Origin of the sequence: Aquimarina longa SW024 (assembly GCF_001401755.1) — a bacterium.
GTDB classification, from domain to species: domain Bacteria; phylum Bacteroidota; class Bacteroidia; order Flavobacteriales; family Flavobacteriaceae; genus Aquimarina; species Aquimarina longa.
The window spans coordinates 209,121-232,416 of the sequence record NZ_KQ474105.1; the positions used below are offsets into that span (position 1 = coordinate 209,121).

Annotated in this window: 20 protein-coding genes and 1 tRNA gene; 14 read left to right on the forward strand and 7 right to left on the reverse strand. The window is 31.6% G+C overall.

Going from position 1 to position 23,296, the window contains the following annotated elements; all coding sequences use genetic code 11:
• Positions 1-8 precede the first annotated feature (8 nt).
• From N456_RS21035 to N456_RS21060, 5 genes are all read left to right on the forward strand, one after another.
• Positions 9-989: a hypothetical protein gene (locus tag N456_RS21035; protein WP_062061678.1), complete on the forward strand. Its 981-nt coding sequence runs from the start codon at positions 9-11 to the stop codon at positions 987-989.
• A 333-nt stretch (positions 990-1,322) separates the two neighbouring features.
• Positions 1,323-2,840: a hypothetical protein gene (locus tag N456_RS21040; RefSeq protein WP_062061682.1), complete on the forward strand. Its 1,518-nt coding sequence runs from the start codon at positions 1,323-1,325 to the stop codon at positions 2,838-2,840.
• 89 nt (positions 2,841-2,929) lie between these two features.
• Entirely contained in the window at positions 2,930-3,862 is a 933-nt protein-coding gene (locus N456_RS21045; RefSeq protein WP_062061684.1) for a hypothetical protein, read from the forward strand.
• 71 nt (positions 3,863-3,933) lie between these two features.
• On the forward strand, positions 3,934-5,364 hold the full coding sequence (locus N456_RS21050; RefSeq protein ID WP_148639400.1) for a hypothetical protein: 1,431 nt from the start codon (positions 3,934-3,936) through the stop codon (positions 5,362-5,364).
• Positions 5,365-5,646: 282 nt separating this feature from the next.
• Positions 5,647-7,002, forward strand: a complete 1,356-nt coding sequence (locus tag N456_RS21060; RefSeq protein WP_062061692.1) for a glycoside hydrolase family 25 protein — start codon at positions 5,647-5,649, stop codon at positions 7,000-7,002.
• A 13-nt stretch (positions 7,003-7,015) separates the two neighbouring features.
• Here N456_RS21060 and N456_RS21065 read toward each other — a convergent pair whose 3' ends face one another.
• Genes N456_RS21065 through N456_RS21075 form a run of 3 tightly spaced genes read right to left on the reverse strand, consistent with a single transcriptional unit; the run spans position 7,016 to position 10,012 of the window.
• Entirely contained in the window at positions 7,016-7,759 is a 744-nt protein-coding gene (locus tag N456_RS21065; protein ID WP_062061695.1) for a LytR/AlgR family response regulator transcription factor, read from the reverse strand.
• 10 nt (positions 7,760-7,769) lie between these two features.
• Positions 7,770-9,488 carry an ATP-binding protein gene (locus N456_RS21070; RefSeq protein WP_062061697.1) on the reverse strand — a complete coding sequence of 573 codons (1,719 nt, stop codon included), beginning with the start codon at positions 9,486-9,488 and terminating at the stop codon, positions 7,770-7,772.
• Positions 9,488-10,012 carry a hypothetical protein gene (locus N456_RS21075; protein ID WP_062061699.1) on the reverse strand — a complete coding sequence of 175 codons (525 nt, stop codon included), beginning with the start codon at positions 10,010-10,012 and terminating at the stop codon, positions 9,488-9,490. Before N456_RS21075 ends, N456_RS21070 begins: the two co-directional genes overlap by 1 nt.
• Before the next feature lie 265 nt (positions 10,013-10,277).
• Here N456_RS21075 and N456_RS21080 point away from each other — a divergent pair, with 265 nt between their 5' ends.
• On the forward strand, positions 10,278-10,877 hold the full coding sequence (locus N456_RS21080; RefSeq protein WP_062061702.1) for a hypothetical protein: 600 nt from the start codon (positions 10,278-10,280) through the stop codon (positions 10,875-10,877).
• 334 nt (positions 10,878-11,211) lie between these two features.
• Here N456_RS21080 and N456_RS21085 read toward each other — a convergent pair.
• A tRNA-Leu gene (locus tag N456_RS21085) sits at positions 11,212-11,293 on the reverse strand.
• A gap of 150 nt (positions 11,294-11,443) precedes the next feature.
• On the opposite strand from N456_RS21085, the gene N456_RS21090 reads away from it, so the two are divergent.
• The 6 genes from N456_RS21090 (at position 11,444) to N456_RS21115 (ending at position 18,315) form a co-directional block, all read left to right on the forward strand.
• Positions 11,444-12,385 carry a ribose-phosphate pyrophosphokinase gene (locus N456_RS21090; protein ID WP_062061705.1) on the forward strand — a complete coding sequence of 314 codons (942 nt, stop codon included), beginning with the start codon at positions 11,444-11,446 and terminating at the stop codon, positions 12,383-12,385.
• Between the two features lie 23 nt (positions 12,386-12,408).
• Positions 12,409-13,014: a 50S ribosomal protein L25/general stress protein Ctc gene (locus N456_RS21095; protein WP_062061708.1), complete on the forward strand. Its 606-nt coding sequence runs from the start codon at positions 12,409-12,411 to the stop codon at positions 13,012-13,014.
• A gap of 230 nt (positions 13,015-13,244) precedes the next feature.
• The gene (gene pth / locus N456_RS21100; RefSeq protein ID WP_062061711.1) at positions 13,245-13,874 is read left to right on the forward strand and encodes an aminoacyl-tRNA hydrolase; all 630 of its coding nucleotides are present in this window, start codon (positions 13,245-13,247) and stop codon (positions 13,872-13,874) included.
• A 147-nt stretch (positions 13,875-14,021) separates the two neighbouring features.
• Entirely contained in the window at positions 14,022-14,954 is a 933-nt protein-coding gene (locus N456_RS21105) for a bifunctional riboflavin kinase/FAD synthetase (RefSeq protein WP_062061714.1), read from the forward strand.
• Positions 14,951-16,282 (forward strand): HTTM domain-containing protein, encoded by a 1,332-nt coding sequence (locus tag N456_RS21110; protein WP_062061716.1) that lies wholly within the window; start codon positions 14,951-14,953, stop codon positions 16,280-16,282. Before N456_RS21105 ends, N456_RS21110 begins: the two co-directional genes overlap by 4 nt.
• A gap of 140 nt (positions 16,283-16,422) precedes the next feature.
• Positions 16,423-18,315: a histidine kinase gene (locus N456_RS21115; protein WP_062061719.1), complete on the forward strand. Its 1,893-nt coding sequence runs from the start codon at positions 16,423-16,425 to the stop codon at positions 18,313-18,315.
• Between the two features lie 3 nt (positions 18,316-18,318).
• Here the strand turns inward: N456_RS21115 and N456_RS21120 are convergent, their stop codons facing one another.
• Genes N456_RS21120 through N456_RS21125 form a run of 3 tightly spaced genes read right to left on the reverse strand, consistent with a single transcriptional unit; the run spans position 18,319 to position 19,571 of the window.
• Positions 18,319-18,705, reverse strand: a complete 387-nt coding sequence (locus N456_RS21120) for a YchJ family protein (RefSeq protein WP_062061722.1) — start codon at positions 18,703-18,705, stop codon at positions 18,319-18,321.
• Between the two features lie 12 nt (positions 18,706-18,717).
• The gene (locus N456_RS24775; RefSeq protein WP_162838819.1) at positions 18,718-18,867 is read right to left on the reverse strand and encodes a hypothetical protein; all 150 of its coding nucleotides are present in this window, start codon (positions 18,865-18,867) and stop codon (positions 18,718-18,720) included.
• A 32-nt stretch (positions 18,868-18,899) separates the two neighbouring features.
• Complete coding sequence (locus tag N456_RS21125; protein WP_158447945.1) at positions 18,900-19,571, reverse strand: DUF2293 domain-containing protein; 672 nt, start codon at positions 19,569-19,571, stop codon at positions 18,900-18,902.
• 160 nt (positions 19,572-19,731) lie between these two features.
• Between N456_RS21125 and N456_RS21130 the strand changes: the two genes are divergently transcribed.
• Both N456_RS21130 and serS read left to right on the forward strand, forming a co-directional pair.
• Entirely contained in the window at positions 19,732-20,253 is a 522-nt protein-coding gene (locus tag N456_RS21130; RefSeq protein ID WP_062061727.1) for a GNAT family N-acetyltransferase, read from the forward strand.
• Positions 20,254-21,559: 1,306 nt separating this feature from the next.
• Positions 21,560-22,831, forward strand: coding sequence for a serine--tRNA ligase (serS, locus tag N456_RS21135; RefSeq protein ID WP_062061730.1), 1,272 nt, complete (start codon positions 21,560-21,562; stop codon positions 22,829-22,831).
• Positions 22,832-23,296 lie beyond the last annotated feature (465 nt).

Genomic DNA, 23,296 nt, shown 5'->3' on the forward strand with positions numbered 1-23,296 from the left:
TATTAAAAATGAAAAAACTAGTTAGTATTTTAGTATTTAGTGTGTTGTTTTTAGCATGTAATCACGATGATGGATTACAAGAAACAAATAACACTATAGTTAATAGTAATAAACGAGGAGAATCAAAAATGCTAAAATTTAATTCTGAAGAAGAATTAGAACGTTTTATTTTAGAAAAAGTTGAATCAAAAGTAGACCTTATAGACGAATCAAAAAGAGAGCTAGAGAGAGAAGGGCGCTTATCATTATTATTAACCTATACTTTAGAAAAAAAGGAAGCGGAGAGATTAAGGCTTAAAAAAGAAAACATCCCAGTTGTAGAAACATATGACAATATGTTACTTTATTTATTAAATGAAAATGGAGAAATAAGTATCAATGATTTTATATTTAAAATAGATGAAGATTTTGTTTATAGCTATAGAATTGGACATTCTAGTAAAATAAATGAATTTTTAGAGGCATATAATGCTAAGAAAATTAAAATAGAGTCAGAAAAAGTTACTTCTTTTGGAGAAGGACTATCTGTATATAAGCATAATAATGCTAAAAATATAGAGACTAAAATTTATTCTAAAAGCGGTAACTCAGACTATCACTCAGAGCAATTTAATGGAGCAAATGTAAGATTTGTAGCAAAAAACTGGACCACTAATTTTTGGTTTTATCACTCTATAGGTGCATCTACAGAAGTACAAAAAGAAAATAAATTCTTATGGTGGTCTTGGTATACACCTACAAAAGCAGATAATCGATTAAAGTATAATGTAACATTTACTGTAGAACCATTTTTTGGCTTAGGATCAGCAAGTACATTAACCAAAACCGGGAATGTATATTGTAATTGTAATAAGGCAAGTAAGACCATTCATTGGACAGTTAAGTTTAGTGAAGACTCTGCGTATTCTAAAGTAAAAGGGACATCAAATCATTGGGCACACTGGTATTCTTCAAACCCTAATACATTAAGCAAAACATTAAACTTCTAGAAGAATAATAAGTATTTAACACGATTTAAGTTATAAAAAGACTAATTAATTATATAGACCTTTCTAGATGAAAGGTCTATGTTTTTTTAATAACCATACCCTTGGTATATTCAAAAAAAAATACGCAAATAGAAGGATATGTTGCACTACGCTTATACCTTAATTTCTTACGCTTAAGGTATTATTTATATAGTCTATTCAGTAGGAAGCTAACTTTATAGTAATGTTCATTATTCATTGTATGTCATTATATAAAGTGGAGCTTAGAAACCACTAAAAAAAACAAGGCGTTATCCGAAAAGCCATAAGAGTAGGGCCTTAAAAAAAATAATTATGCCAAGTTCAATTCCGTATGATCCATCCCTAGTATTAGGAAACATTGTTGTACAAGAAAAACTAGACAACACTGTTAAGATCAGTAAGCTACAAGCTCCTGCTGATGCGGCAGAAGCAGAATTAAACTCTTTAATCTCTCTAAAAAGGAGTATCGACATGACTATTCAAGAAATGATAGACATGGGGATAGATACCACAGATTTAATTAAAGAATCCCAAACCATTGGTGGGCAGATCCAAAAAGCAGCTGTCGCTTATGGAAAAGCAAAAATTGCTGCAGTAAAAGCAATTCAGCCTTTAAAATCTAAAGTTAATTCTGTTAATGAAGAAGTAGAAAGCCCTATTGATTATAATAAGAGTCAATTGAAGAAAATGGCAATTTCGTCAGATTCTTTGCAGATGAACTGTCAATACTTTTCATTTGATCAAAACGCACAGAGTTCTAGTAGTCATGCAGCAACAGTGTCTTCATTTGTTAAAGAATCACTAAGTGTATTTGGAGAAGGATCATCTTCGCAAGCTCAAGCATCTGCACAAGCACAAATGAATAGTCAGCATTCTAGGCACAGTATTGCAGGGACATTAGTGGTGAGTATAACATGTACTCATAAAAATGCTCAGGTTTTTGCACCCTTTATTTTAGATCCAGATAAAGCAGTACGGGCTTGGAATAAATTATATCCTAGTAATATGATCAAAACAAATGATCCTATGTCTATTGCTAAAATCGAAGCGAAATCCGAAACGAAAGCAGATAAATCATTTAATCTGTTATCCGGAGCAACCTATGGTTCTTCTTTTGTAGGAATGGTACATGTATTAAATACTACAGAAAGTTCTTCTAGTCAAAGTATGGAGTCCATTGCAGCATCAATGCAAGAAACCTTCGAGATTGGAGGATGGTTTGCATCTGGGACAGGTAGTTTTGGAGTTAGTTCTTCTTTTTCGGATAGTGCTAAAAATTTGTTGAGTACCCAAAACGTGACCTCTCATTGCTCTTTAGTAACCATGGGAATCATTCCATCTATAAAATCAAATCAAGTAGCAATGGCTGTCGATAGCTTTTCTGATTTTGATCCAGCAAAATCAATGGAACAATTAGCAACATTGCAGGGAGCTACAGCTAGTGAAAATAATACTATTGGAGAAGCTGCTTCTTCGGCTCGTACAGGACAGCAAATGATTTCGCTAAAAAATGCTACGATAAAGGCCACATTAAGCGGAGTATCTAAAATAGATGATGGTCAAAATCAGATTATTGATACTAATTCTATGATGACAGCATTAGAAGATTATATCAATAGATGTGTATCAGGGGGAGATAATCTAGGAGTTCCTATTAATTATTATCTAAAACCAATTACTCAATCTATGATTGCTCGTGCTTGGATGGCAAAATACTATCCTAATAAATACAATAAAGCAGGTAGTGCTGATGATTCTGCTAGTGGCGCTAGTACAGGAGGATCTAGTGATTCAGGTAGTTCCGATGCCTCAGGAGGTGCAGCCAGCTAATACCATTTCATTTAGAATAGCATAAATCAGAAAGGCGGTTCCCGAAAAGCCTAATTATAAATAGAGTAGGGACTTTTAAAGTTTTAAAAATGAATATCACTACAATTAATGCAGATATACGAGAGGCTATCAAAACAATACCACCTGTTCAGCCAGATAAAATAACCACCCCAAAAATAGTAGAAACAACAGGATTCTTACTAGAAACACATTATACCAATATCCAAGATTTCTGTACTAAAAATAATGTGATTGTGACGTTTAGAAATTCTGGAGCACATACATTAGAAAGAATTAAAAATGGTAACCCATGCAAAGGGCATGATGTTATGGATAAATCTATTAAAGAAAAAGGAACAGGGTACACCTATAAGATAGATGCTACACAATTTAATACCTTAAAAGGTCTTGTGGGTGTAAAAGGAACAGTAAATCCAGCACCACAACCGCCAAATCTTGCAGGTTTGTGGACACTTCAGGACGGCAAGAGTACCAAAACACCAATTGATGCAAGTCTTGATCTAGGATTAGGATTTACAGGAGATTACGATATGCATGATCTATTAAAAGATAAAACTAGATTATTAGCAACAACACCAGATGAAAGATCTTTAATCTCTAATCTATCTTTTGCATTACTAAAAGATGATCCAAGAACAGCAAAAACATCTGAGTTTAGTGGAAGGATACAAGACGCTCCATATTCTTGTATCAGACATGGAGCCCAAACCAGTTTCTTAAGCTACTTATTAGCCAATCAAGCAGAAATTAAAAAAGGAGCTGAAGGAGATCTTCTGCCCTATGAAAATTCAATTTTAAATATCGATACAAATCTTTGTGGTATAACTCCTGATGGTGCATACATCATGGATTCTATCGAAAAAATATATACATTTTATGCAAACTATACTATTCTTTCTGAAATACCAGTCTATTATTTCTTTAAATATGTGAGAAGTGTACCAGGGTTACAAGTTAAAATTGATCAGTATACTGAATATATAAACAATCTATTGAACTAAAGTTTATACGAATACTTCATTAGAAAATCTATTCGGTAGCAAAATTGCTAAAAAATAATACCATTTATGATATGCCAACATCTATTCCATACGATCATCCATCTCTAGTATTAGGGAATGTTATTGATCATAAAATCATTGAGGTTTTTAAAAATATCGATAAGTGTCAGTTAAGTATTGATGCCGCACGACAAAAACTCAATTCCTATATAATGATGAAAAGAAGTATTGCGATGACTACTAATGAATTGATAGATATGAATATTGATGTAACTGACATACAGACTAAACAATCAGAAATGGATATATCAATAGTCCAAAGTGCTACCGATTATTTATCTTCTTGTATAGAAAATGAAACCAAAATTCAACAATTTAAAGAACAGCTAAGTACTTTAGAAATTTCTGAGAATTTAGAAAGTCCTATTGATTTTTCTTTAAGTAAAATTACAGCTCTTCCTCTAGGTTCAGAATCATTAAAATTAGATTCTCAATATTTTTCATTCGGCAGTAACCAACAAGATGATACATTGGCTAGTATAGAAAAACACGTAAGAAACTCTACGGATAATTTAGGTAATAAATCTAATGATATTGCTAAAGCCGTTTCATCACAGATACATCAGCAAACTCAGAACCATAGTATAGCGGGGACTTTAATTATTACAGCAAGCTGTACTCATAGTAATGTACGTCTTTTTGAACCTTTAGTTTTTGATCCAGATAAAGCAATAACCGTGTGGAATAGTTTATATGGAGCTAGTGAAATGATTGATACAGATACTATAAAATCAGAAGCCATTGTAGCTAAAGAAAAATCACCTCAGAATACTCCTAATAAACTGACAGTGTTAACAGGTGCAGGTTATGGATCTAGTTTTGTTGGGATGGTTCATATTCTAAATTCTAATTCAACTAGTTCAGGACCTAGTGATGCAATAATCAAACAGATCAATGAAAAACTAAAAATAGGAGGTTGGATAGAAAATGCTGTAGGGGGATTCGGAGTAAGTGATTCATTTATGAATGATATTGAAACTATGCTAAGTACTCAAAACGTATCAGCTCATGTAAGCATGGTGGTAATGGGAGCTGTACCTTCAATAGCATCTAATAAAATATCATTAGGAGTAGAAAAATTATCAGAAATAGATCCTAGCCTAAATCTAATGACGCTCTCTGGAGAAAAAGAAACCTCAGAATCTGTGAATTCTGATGCTGAAAAAGCAAGATTGGGAGCACAATTATTAACTATCCAAAACGCAAAAACACAGAGCCTACTAAAGGGGTTAAGTAAAATAGATCATGATTCGAATACTATTTTGGATATCAATTCAATGATGGCAGCTTTTGAAAACTATCTAAAAGAAATAAAAAATAAGGAAAACAATGTTGGGGTACCCATTAATTTTTATCTCAAAAATCTTACGCAAAAAGAAATTAAAAATATGTGGCTTAAGAAATATTATCCAATCAAAAAAACAGTGTCAGAAAACCAATGATATGATTAAATTAGATCAAATTTTTAATACAGTTTTAGCTTGTGTGAGTGCTTGTTTAACACTTATCGTAGGAATAACTATAAGTGATAAAAAAGATATGTTCATTATAGACGAGATACTATTAGTCATATGTTTTATCTTTTTAGGAGGCGTTATTCTATATTTTTTAGACCTAAAAAGAAGGTTTTATCAACAGTTTATATATTATAGTTTTCTATCTGCTCTTGTACTACTCATAATGTCATCAATAATTCTATTTTTTCAATATTAAAACAAGTAGTGATGCGTATATTTAATGAAAGAGAAATACACTTTATTAATGCTCTTATTACTCATAAAGAGAAAGTTCCGTTATCTTTAAATGAGCTACTTCAGAAAAAATTTTTCACAGCTGCGAATAAACGAGCTTTAATTATTCAGGTCCAAGAACAATATGCCATGTATTTTTTATCTCCTGAAGTTTTTGAAAATGATACCGCTAAAAAAAATGAGATAGGATGTTTTATGGAGCTACTCTCTTTGATTCATTATCTTAATAACCAAGGATATATTACAATTTATAGAGATCAGCATAAACTCGAAAAACCATTATATTATCTAAATAATGAATTTAATGATCCAAAAGTAGAACATGGTAAACTGATTTTAAACCCAGAAGGGTTGTATAGCTCTAAACCAGAAGAGATTAAAAATAAAAGCGAAGAGGTTGTTTATAAAGGGATCGAGTTTAAAAATGAGAATTTTCATTTCATTTTTAATACTGTAATAGGAAAAGTGTATATCTCTAAAAAAATAGAAAAACTATTAGAGGTTGATAAAAAGAAAGATAAGATACACATACCTGTTCTTAGTATTATTAATACTATTTTGTTATTAGGGTTACTCATATCTGGATGGTTTATATATAATAAAGTTGTATCTAATTTAGAAGACTCCACAACAGATTTTCACCAACGATTAGATAATATAAAATTAAATATCAATGCAGCGAAAACATCAGACCCAATAGGATCAAATAAAAAAGTAACAATTCCTACTAAAAAAGTGCGCTATGGGATTGATATATCTAGATGGAATGGTAACATTTTAAGTAGACAAAAACTGCCCGATAGTATTGGATTTATTATTTGTAAAGCAACCGAAGGAATAGATGAAATAGATCCAATGTTTAAAAAGAACTGGAAAAAGATTAAAGAGTTAAAATTAATCAGAGGAGCATATCATTTTTATGTTATCGATAAAGAGCCAATACAGCAAGCAGAACATTTTTGGAGTCAAATCAATGATATTGATTCTTTTGATATAGCACCAATAGTAGATATAGAAAGAGCGAGTGCTATAGAAGATGCTTCCATAGACAAAATAGACCTGCAAGTAAATGTATTATTATTTCTAAAACGTTTAAAAGAATTATCAGGGATACAACCTATGATATACTCTGGATATTCTTTTGCGAATAGATATTTAACTAGCACTAAGTTTTCTAAGTATGATCTTTGGTTAGCAGAATATACGAATAGTAGTACCCCAGAAATACCATCGGTATGGAAAGAAAAAGGATGTCGTATTTGGCAAAAAAGTGATACATATAGCCTAGAATCTTCTAAATTAGATCTAGATGTTTTTTATATAGAATAAGAGAGTTAAATTTTTATCCTAATATATTATTCATTTTCATAAATGAAGCTTTATAACGCTCACTAAATGGGATTTTATCCTTGGAGTCAAGAATGATAAGATTATCCTTAAAATAGATTTCTTTAACTTTTTGGACGTTGACTAAAAAATTACGATGTACTTGTATAAAAATAGGATTTGATAGCAATTCTTTTACCTTTATTAGAGAAAGTTTAATAAGAAAATTACCCTCGGTACAGATAAGGTTACAGTATTTTTCTTTTACTTCGATATAATTAATAGAGTCTACAACTACTTTCATTACACTTTTACTTTTTTTAATAAAAATATATGTAGGTCCTAGAACAGCACTGTCAGAGTCAAAACTAATGGTATTTGACTGTTTATAGTGAGCTTCTATAGCAAGTTCTAAAGAAAATAATAATTCTAATTCATTATAAGGTTTTAGTAAATATGTGGATGGATGGGTGAGCTTAGCTTCTTCAAATATATATTTACTTTGCATACTTGTTAGGAACAGAAAAGGAATAGTAATATCTTGTTTAGCCATGTTTTGTGCCAATCTAATACCATCAGGCTTCCCATTGATCATAATATCTAGAATGATAATATCAAATAAATGATTTTTTATCTCTTTTTCAGCTTCTTGTATATTCTTGACTGGCGTTACACTATAGCCATTAGTACTTAAAAAAGCAGTGATTTCACTAGCTTCTTCCGGTTGATCTTCTAATAAAAGTAGCTTTAATATATTCATGGCGTTATGTCTATGTATTTGCAATAGGTAATAAAATTTTGGTTGTTGTGCCTAGACCAAGTTCACTATTCATCTCTAAGATACCATTATTTTTTTTGATTAAAGTATGACATAAAATTAAACCCAAACCAATCCCTGCAGAACGATCTACACGATCTTTGGTAATGCTTCCTAATGTTTTAATCTTAGATAAAATCTCTGCTGAGATTCCTACACCAGTATCTACTATTGCTATAACGCACTGAGAAGTATTATGTACTCCAGATGTGATATGTATCGTTCCTCTCTCTGGAGTATATTTTATAGCATTATCAATAATATTGCGGAGCACAATTTTTAACGATTCTTTATCAGTCTCTACCAAAATAGGAGTATCTATTGAAGTTAGGAGTGTAATTTGTTTTGCTACTGCCAAGCCTTTAAAATCATTTACTGTTTGTGCGATTAATGATTGTAATGGATACGCTTCTTTTTTAAAAAACAATTGATCGCTCTGTTCTAATGACCAATGTAAGATATTATTTACTAGATTATAAGTATTTTCGGTTACTGTAATGGCAGTATTTGTAGTTTTTTCTATTGCCAAAAGATCTTTTTGAGCAATCTGAGTCATTAATTTTTGATGTTGTTTTCTCAGGGTATGAATAGGAGAGCGCAAATCATGAGAAACAACAGAAAACAAATAATCTTTAGTCGCATTTACAGTATTTAATTCCTCTTTTTGTTGGGTAATCAATTTGTTTTTGGTGGCTTTTTGTCGATATAGATACCCTAAGAGTAAAGTAAAAAGTATTAAAAATAAACCACCTATTAAGAGTCCATTTTTTTGTAATTGTTGTCGTTTTAATCTTTCATCTTGTAATGCAATTTTTTGCTCTTTTTGTGCAATAGCAAATTGTTTATCTCGCTCAGTCAACTCCCAGATTTTATCTCTATTCCATAATGAATCTTTCCATTTTCCATATTCGATATAATAGTCTACACTTTCTTTATATTTTTTTCTATTTTTCTCTACCACAGCCATGTTTTTAGTTGTAAGTAGTTTTAAATCAATATCAGAAAAGGTTTGTGCTAATTGATATGCCTCTGTAAAAAGTGGAATAGCCTCATCATCTTTATATTGATTATAATACACGTTGGCCAAATCCATTTTGGTTGTAATCAACTCTATGGTATCTTTTGAGTTGATTAACTTTAATTCTTTAGAAAAATAGTTATGAGCATTTGTATATTCTTTTTTATGTAAGTAAGAAAGTCCTAGATTATGGTATGCATCTTTTTTGAGTTTTTTAGGAGTAGTAGCACTGTTGTTTTCCCATGCGGTATAATACAGAATTGCTTTGTCGTAGTTTTTTAAAAGAAGATTGATTTCAGCTAACTTTAAGTTTTTTAAACTCATAAAATCATTATGACCAGATAATGCAGTAATATTTTGTAGCGCTTTTTTAAACAGTTTTTTTTCAATAGCACTTACTCCCTGAATATAATTTAGAATATCTTTTTCTTCTTGAGACGATGTTTTTAAAAAAGCTTTAGAACTGTAGATATAACAGGAGTCATAAACTTTAGTCTTATAGAATAGAAATGCCTTGCAAAAAGAATTTGCTTTAGAACGATCACAAACTCTCTTTCCTTTTGTATACAGTATTTCTATATCTGTTTTAGGAAATTCTTGAGACGATATGGTGTTCGTAACTATAGCGATGTATAGAATTACAAATACACGCATTATTGTCCACCTGTCCTAACAGCAGTTACAGTGCCTCTATCGGTTTCGGGATCAAGGTTTGTGTCCTGTACTAAGATAGCCTCTACAGATAGTGCTGATTTTTGTATAATGGTATAGTCAATTTGTATGTGATACAGATCATACATAGGAGAATGTTCATTTTCACTCAATTCATACTCATAAACAATACCAAAATCTCTACAGAGTACATTATTATGATCATCTGGTTTGTTGATAGAAGTTGTTATAGAAGACACTCCATTATATTGAAAAAATAAGGTGTTTTTATGTTCTGTTTTTGGGATCAAATCAAAACCACTTTGTACACCATTAGGAATTACGATACATCCATGTGGTATGTGTACTATAATATTTACAGTATAGACACCTTCTTTTTGAGTCTTATATATATTTGATAGTGGATTAGCTGAAATTTCCCAACTTTCTATAAGAGTGGTATTAATTTTTTTACAAAATTTTGGCTCGAATTGTAAACCTGCGATAATGAATTTAGTCTTTGGCATAAGAGTATTTTTAACGTAAATCTACAATAAATTCGATAAAATAATAGGGCTTTTTATTGATGAATATATTTTCATACTTGGTACATAATCGTTTGTACTATTTTTTTTGACGCTTATAGTATTTTTTTATTTTTCCTTTAGTTAATTGTTCAAATTTGTAATGTGTTCAAAAATAAACAAATACAGTGTTAGAGCTGTTTTTTTGATGATAAAACACTATTCAAAAAAGTTTTTTAATAGAATAATAACCAAAAATCATAATATCATGCCTAGACAAGTTTACACAGCAACTAATAACTATAATACAATGTCATGCCATGTATTTACACTATCAGGAGATCATACTGCTATAGCTGCAATCAACACACGATATGAAAATTTAGGAGCGTTGATTTTACATCTTACTGATATTCCGGCCAATGATGCTATAGCTAATGGATTAACAGTATTGACCAATAATCAGATACGAAACAGGATGTTAGATCCTAATGAAGATAATGAATTATCAGCAATGGAATTATTAAGTACAGAATTTGGTTTTACAAGACAAAACGGATCTGGAATCTGGTTATGTGGTCATTTTGAACTAGCGGAGATGCTACCTAGTCATATGTATGTTGTTTCTGGAGCTACAATTTTTGATACAATGCCAGATACACGAGTAAGACGATTACCAGATATTAATCATAGAAATCCTCCATCCTTTATTGACCTAGATAATAACCCTGCCCCCCATGATGCTAATGGATACTCTACAGCATTTTTATTGCCAGCAGATGAGGTGTATGGAGTAGAAGTACAAGCGCTAGCTGCACAGACACAAATAGCGGTGGGTAGCGCCAACGCAAATTGGCAAAACGGATAAGTTTAGTATGGACTTGTAAGAGAAAAAGAGAATTTTAGGATTTAAGAAATTACTCTTCCTACAGAATTAATTATACGGCAATCTTAATTAGTTGGGTTTTTCTTTTTTGTTTATAAGTAAGTATTTTATTATAAAAAAAATATGTGTAGAATGGGTTTTAAAAATTTCTCTCAAAGGAATCAACAATTTTAGAGCAAGTTCACAAAATAGACATCTAAAAAAGCTGTTTTGACTTTAAGAATTCTATAGATATAAAAACCATCAAGAATTTTCAAAACTCCTGTCAGAATAATTTAGAAAAAAACCCTTAAGATTAGAAAATCTTAAGGGTTAGTACTCGAGGTGGGGATCGAACCCACACTCCCGAAAGAACTGGATTTTGAATCCAGCGCGTCTACCAATTCCGCCACTCGAGCATAATATTGGATGGCAAAATTAATAAAATATTCTTTTTTTACTATTAAATAAGTGAGAAAATAAAGGTAAGAGTGGAAATAAATTTTTAAATTTGCACCTTGTTTTTAAGAAATAAGTTTTAACTCATTATAATACAATAATTTACCCCTATGTCAACTGGAGTTATAGAAGCAAAATTTTTTGCATGTAGTCAAAGTACAGAGCTTGCAGAAAAAATAGTAGGAGCTTATGGAGCTAAGCTAGGTAATGTTATTACATCAACCTACAGTGATGGTGAGTTTCAACCTTCGTTTGAAGAGTCTGTAAGAGGATCTAGAGTCTTTATTATAGGATCAACACATCCTAATTCTGATCACTTAATGGAGATGTTGTTGATGTTAGATGCTGCCAAAAGAGCATCAGCAAGACATATTACCGCAGTAATGCCTTATTACGGTTGGGCAAGACAAGATAGAAAAGATAAACCAAGAGTTCCTATAGCAGCTAAATTGATAGCTAAAATGCTAGAAACTGCAGGAGCAACACGTATTATAACAATGGATTTGCATGCAGATCAGATCCAAGGATTTTTTGAAAAACCAGTAGATCATTTATTTGCATCTACTATTTTCTTACCTTACTTACAATCACTTAATCTAAGTAATTTAACGATCGCTTCTCCAGATATGGGAGGTTCTAAAAGGGCTTATGCATATTCTAAAGCATTAAGTAGTGATGTGGTTATCTGTTATAAACAACGAGCTAAGGCTAATGTGATCTCACATATGGAGTTGATAGGTAATGTTACAGGTAAAAATGTAGTATTAGTTGATGATATGGTCGATACAGCAGGAACACTAACTAGAGCAGCTGACTTAATGATAGAACGAGGAGCAAAAAGTGTAAGAGCTATCTGTACGCATCCTATTCTATCAGGAAATGCCTATGAAAAATTAGAAAATTCTAAATTAGAAGAATTGATTGTTACCGATTCTATTCCTCTAAAACAAAAAAGTAATAAAATTAGAGTAGTAAGCTGTGCAGATCTATTTGCAGATGTGATGAATCGAGTTCATAACAATCAGTCTATTAGTTCTAAATTTGTAATGTAATTAATAATCAATAAATTTTTAAAATGAAATCATTAACAATCAATGCATCTCAAAGAGAAAGCGTAGGTAAAAAGTCAACAAAAGCCTTACGTAATGCTGGACAGGTACCTTGTGTTATTTACGGTGGAGACACTATTGTACACTTTGCAGCGCCAGAACTAGCTTTCAAAAAATTAGTGTACACTCCAGACGTTCATACCGTGGTAATAGCGTTGGATAATGGTACAAAGATAAATGCAATTCTTCAGGATATACAATTTCATCCAGTAACAGATAAAATTTTGCATATCGATTTTGTTGAAATTTTTGAGGATAAGCCAATCACAATGGAAATTCCTTTTAAAACAACAGGAAATTCTAGAGGTGTACGTGCCGGTGGTGTATTGCGTTTTAACCTAAGACGTATCAAAGTAAAAGGATTGGCAGCTAAACTTCCAGACGTAATCGAAGGAGATATTACTGACTTGAAAATCGGAAATAAGTTATATGTTACTAATGTAGCAAATGAAGATTATACGATATTACATCCAGATAATACAGTGATTTGCCAAGTTAAAACATCTCGTAATGCTATGGGTGGAGAAGAAGAAGAAGAAGAAGGAACAGAAACTCCTGCAGCAGAAGCATAATTTTGCAGTTTTAATATAATATAAAAAAAAAGCATTCTGAATTAATTCAGAATGCTTTTTTTATTTTTGTATAGATTTTTTTGGCGTTCTCTGATTAAAATCAGAACTGGGTTATTCGACACTTGTTGTTATACTGCCTCTTTAACAAGCTTAGGATGATGATGAGACTTTGATATAGCCCTTTCCCAAACAAAGCAAAAATTATAAGAATAACATAACTATACAAGTATATGCTTTCTGTATTTAGAAGATTGTTTTCAAAAAAAAAAGTAAAAGAAACTGAGGAGAATCCCATGAAAAAATTTCTTGTTGCCGGTCTTGGTAATATTGGACCCAAATACCATAATACACGTCATAATATTGGTTTTAAAGTTCTTGATGCATTAGTAAAAGAAGCAGGGCTTACTTTTGAAACTAATAAATTAGGGGACCTTACTACTTATAAACATAAGGGAAGGACGATTATACTCCTTAAGCCTAATACATATATGAACCTTAGTGGAAAAGCAGTTAGATATTGGTTAGAAAAAGAAAAAGTGCCTTTAGAAAACCTTTTAGTTGTTACAGATGATATCAATTTACCTTTTGGTACTATTAGGCTTAAGTCTAAAGGTAGTGCCGGAGGACACAATGGACTCAAAGATATCGAAACACAGTTACAAACTGCTAAATATTGTAGATTTAGGTTTGGAGTTGGAGATGAATTTGGTAAAGGTAGACAAGTGGATTATGTGCTAGGGAATTGGAATAATGAAGAAGAAGCTGCAATGCCAGAACGACTAGAAAAAGGGATTGCGGTAATAAAATCTTTTGCAGCAGCAGGGACAGCCAATACAATGAATACCTTTAACGGAAAATAAAGAAAATGTATCAAAACTATTTTTTATTTTTACAAAAGCTTTAAATTTCACTTCCTGAAATTAGCTATAACACTATTAATTAATGCTATTCATACTATTCATTAGCGAATGTTTATCTGATATTGAAAAACAAATAAAAAAAGACAGATGAAGCGCTATACAAATGCCAAAACATATGACAATAAAATGCCTTCTGTGGTTACGATAGGAACTTTTGATGGGGTGCATATTGGTCATAAAAAAATAATCGAACGCCTTGTAGAGAGCGCTGAAAACAGTAATATAGAATCAGTTATCCTTACATTTTTTCCACATCCTAGAATGGTATTGCAGCAAGATTCAGAAATTAAGCTAATCAATACTATAGATGAACGTATGCAGATACTAAAAAAAACAGGACTATCTAGTGTTGTTGTTCATCCATTTACTAAAGAATTTTCACGCCTTACAGCAGGAGAATATGTACAAGAAATGCTCGTTAACTGTCTTAATGTACGACATGTGATTATAGGGTATGACCACCGATTTGGTCGTAATCGTAATTCTAATATCACGGACTTAGCTTCATATGGGATAGAGAATAATTTCACAGTAGAAGAAATCTCTAAGCAAGATATTGATGATGTTGCTGTAAGTTCTACTAAAATTAGAGAAGCATTATCCAAAGGTGATATTACTAAGGCTAATACATATTTAGGGTATGAATTTATGTTAACCGGTATAGTTGTAAAAGGAAAAAAACTAGGGCGTAAATTGGGATATCCTACCGCTAATTTATATATAAAAGAAGCGTATAAACTAATTCCTAAAAATGGAGTTTATATTGTAAAATCAAGTATTGATGGTCAAATTTATTATGGGATGATGAATATTGGGGTTAATCCTACTGTAAACGGTACACAACAAACAATAGAAACTCATTTTTTTGATACTTCTTTTAATTTATATGATAAAAAAATACAGATTGAAATGTTAAAACGTATTAGAGATGAGAAAAAATTTGATTCTATTGAGGAACTGCAAGAAGCGATGCAACAAGATGAGGACTACTCTCGCGATTATATAAACTCTTTACTATGATTAATCGCTGGTTGTTTACTCATATAGATAATAGTTCTCTGATTATATTTAGAGTTTTTTTTGGTTTTTTGATCGCAGCTGAAGCTATAGGAGCTATTTTTACAGGATGGGTAAGACGAACACTTGTAGAACCTGAATTTACATTTAATTTCATTGGTCTTGAATTTTTGCAACCTCTGCCAGGAGATGGCATGTATTACTATTTTGCTGTTATGGGAGTTTTCGGACTGTTGGTAATGATTGGTTATAAATATAAATGGAGTATGATTAGTTATACAGTGATGTGGGCTGGAGTGTACTTTATGCAAAAATCATCATATAATAATCATTATTACCTTCTATTATTACTTTGCATACTAATGAGTATGCTACCAGCAGGAGATTATTTTTCTATAGATGTAAAACGAAACCCATTACTCAAAAAAATCTCTATGCCTAGGTGGTGTATATTAATTATCATAGGTCAACTATGGATTGTGTATACTTATGCATCGGTAGCTAAATTATATCCAGATTGGTTAGATTACACAGTAGCAAAAAACCTAATGGCAGGAAGAGCGTATTATCCTATTATAGGAGATGTGCTTCAAAAACACTGGACACATGTTTGCGTTGCCTATTTTGGGATCTTATTTGACCTCTTAATTGTTCCTCTTTTATTGTGGAAAAGAACCCGATTAATGGCCTTTTGTATTAGTATATTTTTTCATCTTTTCAATTCTATTATTTTTCAGATAGGGATATTCCCATATATGTCACTGGCATTTAGTGTGTTTTTCTTTTCTAGAGAGAGAATACACCATCTTTTTATGAAAAACAAAGAGTTTTATAGCACAAATGAGCTCATTTTGCCTTCATATAGAAAGATATTGCAACCCATATTCATAATATGGTTTACAATACAGATTGTACTCCCGATTCGTCATTGGTTGATCCCAGGAGATGTACTATGGACAGAGGAAGGACATAGACTTAGTTGGCGTATGATGTTAAGAGGGCGATCAGGAACGACAAATTTTTATGTTGTAGATAAAAACGATCCTAAAGCACAACGAGAGTCAATAAACGAAAGTGATCATCTCTCAGATAAGCAATTACGCTTAGTATCTTCTAGACCTGATGGGATATGGCAATTTGCACAGTATCTTAAAAAAGAGTATGCTAGAAAAGGAAAAGAGATTGCAGTATATGTAGATAGTGAAGTATCTGTAAATGGTAAAGAGCGAAAAACATTGATAAACCCTAATGTTGATATGGCTAGCGTATCATGGAATTACTTTACAACAAATCCATGGATCATTAAATACAAAAAAAACGAAATAAAGTAACATGCTTATACTAATGTATAATGCACCTAGTTAATCTGTAATATTTTATTGTAGAATATAAAAAGACAAAAGCATATGATGTTATCTCATATGTTGTAATTTGTACTCGACATAACTTCAATATTGTCAAAAATAGTAACATGCATCATTATATAATAAAAAGAGTCTTTAGTGTACTTATTATTCTATACTCAATTGTACTATCTAGCCAAGATACTGAAGAGCAAATTTTTTTCAGGAGCTATGGGTATATCCCAAATGATGTACGCCCAGAATTGTATGATGAGCTTCAAAAAAGTATAGATATTCATAAAAAATTACAGCTTATTGAAGAAATAGCTGAGATTCATATACAGGCCGGAAATACTGATTCAATTACCTATTATGGAAATCTTTTAAAAACAGAAGTACTAAATAATGATGATATAAATAAATCAATATACCTCTCTAAAGCTAGTAATATTATTGGTTGGGGAAAGCTTAAAAACGGGCTTTATGATAGTGCAATGATGCATTTTATAGAAGGTATTTCTAGTTCGCCTATTTCAGAAATGCGTACACTGCATTATAAGCACCAATTAGGATTAGGTATTGTGTACTTTAGGAAGAGTCAATATGATATGGCAATTCCTTTTTTCGAGTCTTGTCTTACAGAGACAGAAGATAAAGAAACAATAATTCTTGCAAAAAAGTTTTTAGGGGATGTTTACTTAAGTAAACAAGACACCGAAAAAGCTACATTTTATTATTTAGATGCTCTGGATAATATCCCTGTAATTACTCCTAATAAAATTCAATTAGAGATACAGATAAACTTAGGAAAAATAGAGCTTTTTCATAATAGAACTACTAAAGCGATGGACTATTTTGTTCCTGTAAAAGAAAAAGCGCAGAAAAATCATTTTTATGATTTGTATATAGATGCAGTATATGAAATAGGTAAAGTGTATTATAGACTAGGAGAGTATAATGCTGCAGAGTTGATAATAAGTACTGCTCGTGTTAATACCGTGCAATGGAATAGATTGGATTTAGAAAAAAGAATGATACTCGTGCTTAAAAATTTAAATATTAAGCAAGAAAATTTTAAAAATGCATATGCATTGATGACGCAATATGTAAGAGTTTCTAATGAGATTCTTGTAAAACAAAATAAAAAGGCGGTAAAAGAATTAGAGATTAAATATCAAACACTTCAAAAAGAAAAAGAAATATTATCGCTTAAAGAAGAACAATTATTGAAAGAAAACGAACTTGAAAAACAGAGGACAATTAAAACAGCATTTTTGATTGGTTTTTTAGTAATATTAGTTCCAATAATCGGTCTTTTATTTGTGTATTTTCAAAAACTAAAGACACAGATTGCGTTAAATAAATCTCAGGAAGAAGTAAATACCCAAAAAGTATATGGATTGATGAAAGATCAGGAATTAAACCTGATTAAGGCAACGATGGCAGGACAGGATAAAGAAAGACAACGTCTGGCACGTGAATTACATGATAGTGTCGGTGGCAATTTAGCAAGTATAAAATTACAGTTATCCAATACTGATATACAGCGAGATCATATGATCAAACAAATAGATGAAACCTACAATCAGGTAAGGGATTTTTCGCATAATCTTACTCCGAAAAAATTTCAAAAAACCCCAATAACACTATTGATAAAAGAATATATCAATAATGTGATAAATGGTAGTGGTCAACATATTTCATTTCATCCCTATCCCGAAAACGAGATCGATGAAATTAGCCCAATACTTACAGAAGAATTGTTTAAAATCATACAAGAACTGTTAACAAATTGTCTAAAACATGCTAATGCTAAAAATATTACGATTTATCTCAATCATCATAAAGATTCAATACAGTTGCTTTTTGAAGATGATGGTATTGGGTTCGAAGTAGATAATGTTAGTGATGGTATTGGGTTTAAAAATATAAAAACCCGTTTAAATGCTTTGTCCGGAGGTATGTTTGTGGATTCTATTGTTAATAGAGGTACTGTGATTAGTATAGAAGTGCCCGTGTAATAATTAAGCTTCCCCAAGATATACCCAATGCCCATACTGCTTAACAAATTTTGAGGTTTCATGTATCATTTGCAACCCTTGTTTGTCATAATAAAAAGCTTTAAAGGCTACTGTACCTTCGGTATCCTTTGCAGCTCCTTTTTGGGTGGTAATAACCTCTAATTTAATCCATTGTACAGACTTAGTCCATCTTACAATGTTTTTTTTATCTTGTGTAGGTCGTGTGGTAGTGTGATGACTTTTCATAAGATAATCTCCTTTAGCCAAAACATAAGCAGTATATCTGGAGCGCATCAATTCTTCTGCAGTTGTTGCTTTGTTGATATCCTGATGTATTTTTGCACAGCAATCGGCATATAATTTTGGATTTCCGCAATAACAAGTGTCCATAATTAACTTTTTTTATTTTTGCTCATTTGCTTTTTTTATAATAGCCTTTAAGCGCTCTGCTCGTGCTTCTTTTTCTTTGCGTAACTTATTCTTCTTACGGTTGATAAGTTTAGTGTGCTTTGCTTTATTTTGAGTATTTTTTTCTTTTCCTTTCTTAGCCATGGGCTACTGATTTTAAATCAAAATTATATAATTTATCCTCTCCATTGTCTGAGAATATGATTGATATCATATTTCACTTCTGACCTAATCTCTCTTTTGCCTTTTCCTTGCCTAAACCGAGTATCATAATCAGTTTCTGCATGTCGTATATGTGCTTCTACGGCTAAATCAATCATTTTACTATCAAATTGCTTGGCATCAGCCGTGCGACCTACTCTACCACTATATTTCTCGCAGGCATGTGCTGCGATAGCAAACTCTCGTTTTACAGGACAATTGGGATACCTTTTTCTAATAGCCTTAGCAAATGTGATTTTATATTCACGATCTTTTACTTCGCGTATTACGGCAGCTTTTTTATTCTTTTCGTTTCGAGCAGCTTGATCATTCTCACACTCTAATCGAGCTTTTTCTATAGCGATTTCTTCTACTAATTGCCCTTGTCGCTCATAACGTTTTCTGCGTTGATTCCATGCTAGAACTACTGCACAGAGGGTAGAATGTTTTTTTGATCGTCGGGTCATCGCTACATTTCCTGGGGGTAGCATTACATATCCTATAAAAGGAGAACAGCTAAAACAAGTGCCTTTATGATTTTCACTTTCTGCAACAAAAGATTTGCCTTTAGGGATATGTTTTCCACAAGTCATACACCGTAGTTTTTCTTTTTTAGTAAGAAAGATATTTTGAGCTATTGTTGCCACTTTTTTATATTTTTTTGAGAAGGTAAAAATACTTAAATAAAAAACAGGTATTTTTGATTGAGGTAAAAAAGAAAATTTAAAGATCACAAAACTATCAATACACACATCAGGATTACAATCATAGAATGTTTTTAAGGCTGTTGGTGTAAAACAAACCATAATGGAAACAAAAAATTACATTTTAAAAGAAGTAGAATATTCTGATATAAAAAATATTCATAAAGGACTATCAGACCCAGACATAACTAAGTTCTATGATGTCCATTTTCCTACCCTAGAGGCTGTAAAAGAACAAATGGATTGGTATGAAGAGTTAAAGAAAAATGGAACAGGTATATGGTGGTGCATTTATGATAAAGTTGATCATCAGTTTTGTGGTGCAGGAGGTTTTAATTCTCTGCAGCAAGAACATCAAAGAGCAGAAATTGGTTTTTGGTTACTAAAAGATTTTTGGGGTAAAGGGATCATGAAAGAAATAATGCCGAGGCTTTTTGAAGAAGGGTTTACTACGCTAAAACTAAATAGGATTGAAGGGTATGTTGTTAGTTCTAATATAAAATGCAAAAATGCATTAGAGAAAATTAATTTTTGCTATGAAGGTACCATGAGAGAATTTGAAATCAAAAATGGATCAAAAATAAGTGTAGATATCTATTCACTTTTAAAAAGTGAGTGGAAGTAAGATCTGTTATAACATGGTATTCTATAAAACAGTATAAGCATAGATGTTAAACATGTGTAAGCGAGTTTATTACTGAGTTTCACTGAATATAAGGTAGTAAAAATAATGTGGCATATTTATTTTTGTTAGATTAGGATAATTTGATCATTATTAGAATTAATCGAACATGGAAGCAATACCGAATATTGAAGAAAAACAAAATAATACGTCTTTTATCATTCAAAAACCTCCAAAATGGAGAGTACATATAATGCGAGGGTTATTTTTTCTAAATTTCATCAGTTTAGCATTTGATAATTGATCAACGATTCTTTTTCCTCAAGAACAAATGAATACTTTGACAGGAGTAACGATTAGGTTTTGGGCAAGGTTTTCTTTGTTAAATTTGATAAGAGTTAGATATCCTTTAAAAATGGTGCCAATTTTATTACTTCAATTGCTTTATAAGTCCGCTTAGCTTATTGGAACAAATTTGCCAGCAAAAAAGAATAGATTATTAAACGATGATTTAATGTCCTTTTTTTTGGGGTTTGTGTTGCTAGAATTACTTTGAACGTATTCATAATTCCTTGGAAATATGAATATAGAGATTATTTTAAAAGTTTTTTTAAGTTTAGATAGGAGAAATATTGTGAAAACAGACTATTAGGTGTGTTAAAAATAAATCAAGCTTAGCATGTTTAATTCTTTAAATTAGGTATAATAAAATAAAGATTAAAGGCATAGAACTACCGACCCAAAGATGTTTGATACAATAATAGAATTTGCCAAAGCAATTGGGATGATAACTCTTCCTATTTTATCAAGAACAGCTAGGATATATTCTTAGCTCATCGATAATTCCATTCTAGCTCTTCGACTTAACTCAGTATAAACTAAAAGCTGCAATCCACAATAGAAGTAAAGGAATATTTTGTTTTTAAAAGTGATTAAAGTAGTACAAGAAAACTTTATAAATAAAGGAAAACTCGTTGTTCCGACAGGCGAAGGATTTTATACTTATCCTAATCCTGAGTATGAAAATACAAACTTCCTAAAAGAGTGAATTTATTATAAAAACTCTGGCTATAGAGTAACTACCAGAAAAGTAATACTCTTCTGAATGGTATTAAAAGAGTTTAAAATAAATTTCTTTAAATTCATTATCCAAGTATAGTTATACAAACCTCACTTTTATTTAAATTTACCTCTTCATTGCGATAAGGATAGTAGTGGTATCCTTTTTTTGTCACCCTGAACTTGTCGAAGGGGGCAATGACAAAAAAAGATATAACGGATAGCCTGGTAATCGCCCAAAAAAGATATCATGTTAGTAGTACAGAACATCATAGCAAATAAGGAAGCATATATTGATGCTTTAGCAAAACGAAATTTTGACGGTGCTGCCGTTTTAGACAAAGTGATTGCACTAGATGAAGATCGTCGTGCAACACAAGCTAAACTAGATAATATTCTTGCTGATTCTAATAAATTCTCTAAAGAAATAGGAATGTTGTTTAAAAATGGAGAACAACAAAAAGCAAACTTGCTAAAAGAGAAAACAGCACAGCTTAAAGAGAGTTCTAAACAATTTTCTGCTGAGCTTGCTGATATTCAAGAAAAATTAATAGAAGTATTATATACAATCCCTAATATCCCCCATGATTCTGTTCCTAATGGGCAGAGTGATGAGGATAATGAAGAAATATATAAAGAAGGAGACATCCCTGTATTAGAAGAAGGAGCATTACCACATTGGGAACTTGCTAAGAAATATGATATTATTGATTTTGAGTTAGGAGTAAAAATAACCGGTGCAGGATTTCCTGTATACAAAGGGAAAGGAGCTCGATTGCAGCGTGCTTTGATTAATTATTTTTTAGATAAAAATACCGAAGCAGGATATAAAGAGTTCCAGGTGCCACATCTAGTAAACGAAACCTCTGGCTATGGTACAGGACAATTGCCTGATAAAGAAGGGCAGATGTACCATGTCACTGTAGATGACCTTTATCTGATTCCTACAGCTGAGGTCCCTGTAACGAATATGTTTAGAGATGAATTGATTACAGAAAATGAGTTGCCTATTCTTTGTACTGGATATACTCCATGTTTTAGAAGAGAGGCAGGTTCTTATGGTGCACATGTACGAGGACTAAACCGATTACATCAGTTTGATAAAGTCGAAATTGTACGAATCGAAAAACCAGAAAATTCATATCAAGCGCTTGATGGAATGGTAGAGCATATAAAAGGAATTTTAGAAGAGCTTAATTTACCATATCGTATCTTACGCCTTTGTGGAGGTGATATAGGATTCACTTCTGCATTAACCTACGATTTCGAAGTATTTTCTACAGCTCAGGATCGTTGGTTAGAGATTAGTTCTGTATCTAATTTTGAATCTTACCAAGCGAATCGTTTAAAATTGCGTTTTAAAGATAAAAATGGTAAAAATCAATTGGTACATACTCTTAATGGGAGTTCATTAGCATTACCAAGAGTTCTTGCAGGGATTTTAGAAAACTACCAAACACCCAAAGGAATTAAAATTCCAAAGGTATTAGTGCCATATTGCGGATTTGAATATATAGATTAGAGTACTTAAAGGGTAGAGAGAATGAGTTAAAAGAGAGCGTCTTATAATAGATATGAATAGTAGAATGGAATGCCTACCTTCATCAAGTTTTTTAGAATCCTCACAGGTCTTAAAGACCTGTGAGGATAGTTAACTTAAATAGCATAAAATACTGATAATCAAATATTTATATTTTAATTCGTTTTTATAGGTTAAACATAGGTTAAATAATTAATCAATTTTCTACTATTATGAACTCTATTTTTACGCCTATAAATATACATCAAATCACAAACCATCGTTCGTCACTTTTATCAATACTTATCTGGTGAAAAAAAATCCCTACCAATAGACAAAATAACCCTCTTATGGCTAAACAACCGAAAACAACAAGAGAGCAAATGATACAAGAAATGGTTATCAAAATGGCTAATTCTAAAGAGCATAGATTTTAGAAGAAGTTAAGGTTAAATGTTTTTTTTAAAA

Excerpts from the sequence above, each read along its gene's own strand:
- N456_RS21035 (WP_062061678.1), top strand. The coding sequence starts at position 9 with ATGAAAAAACTAGTTAGTATTTTAGTATTTAGTGTGTTGTTTTTAGCA.
- N456_RS21040 (WP_062061682.1), top strand. The coding sequence starts at position 1,323 with ATGCCAAGTTCAATTCCGTATGATCCATCCCTAGTATTAGGAAACATT.
- N456_RS21045 (WP_062061684.1), top strand. The coding sequence starts at position 2,930 with ATGAATATCACTACAATTAATGCAGATATACGAGAGGCTATCAAAACA.
- N456_RS21050 (WP_148639400.1), top strand. The coding sequence starts at position 3,934 with ATGCCAACATCTATTCCATACGATCATCCATCTCTAGTATTAGGGAAT.
- N456_RS21060 (WP_062061692.1), top strand. The coding sequence starts at position 5,647 with ATGCGTATATTTAATGAAAGAGAAATACACTTTATTAATGCTCTTATT.
- N456_RS21065 (WP_062061695.1), bottom strand. The coding sequence starts at position 7,759 with ATGAATATATTAAAGCTACTTTTATTAGAAGATCAACCGGAAGAAGCT.
- N456_RS21070 (WP_062061697.1), bottom strand. The coding sequence starts at position 9,488 with ATGCGTGTATTTGTAATTCTATACATCGCTATAGTTACGAACACCATA.
- N456_RS21075 (WP_062061699.1), bottom strand. The coding sequence starts at position 10,012 with ATGCCAAAGACTAAATTCATTATCGCAGGTTTACAATTCGAGCCAAAA.
- N456_RS21080 (WP_062061702.1), top strand. The coding sequence starts at position 10,278 with ATGCCTAGACAAGTTTACACAGCAACTAATAACTATAATACAATGTCA.
- N456_RS21090 (WP_062061705.1), top strand. The coding sequence starts at position 11,444 with ATGTCAACTGGAGTTATAGAAGCAAAATTTTTTGCATGTAGTCAAAGT.
- N456_RS21095 (WP_062061708.1), top strand. The coding sequence starts at position 12,409 with ATGAAATCATTAACAATCAATGCATCTCAAAGAGAAAGCGTAGGTAAA.
- pth (WP_062061711.1), top strand. The coding sequence starts at position 13,245 with ATGCTTTCTGTATTTAGAAGATTGTTTTCAAAAAAAAAAGTAAAAGAA.
- N456_RS21105 (WP_062061714.1), top strand. The coding sequence starts at position 14,022 with ATGAAGCGCTATACAAATGCCAAAACATATGACAATAAAATGCCTTCT.
- N456_RS21110 (WP_062061716.1), top strand. The coding sequence starts at position 14,951 with ATGATTAATCGCTGGTTGTTTACTCATATAGATAATAGTTCTCTGATT.
- N456_RS21115 (WP_062061719.1), top strand. The coding sequence starts at position 16,423 with ATGCATCATTATATAATAAAAAGAGTCTTTAGTGTACTTATTATTCTA.
- N456_RS21120 (WP_062061722.1), bottom strand. The coding sequence starts at position 18,705 with ATGGACACTTGTTATTGCGGAAATCCAAAATTATATGCCGATTGCTGT.
- N456_RS24775 (WP_162838819.1), bottom strand. The coding sequence starts at position 18,867 with ATGGCTAAGAAAGGAAAAGAAAAAAATACTCAAAATAAAGCAAAGCAC.
- N456_RS21130 (WP_062061727.1), top strand. The coding sequence starts at position 19,732 with ATGGAAACAAAAAATTACATTTTAAAAGAAGTAGAATATTCTGATATA.
- serS (WP_062061730.1), top strand. The coding sequence starts at position 21,560 with ATGTTAGTAGTACAGAACATCATAGCAAATAAGGAAGCATATATTGAT.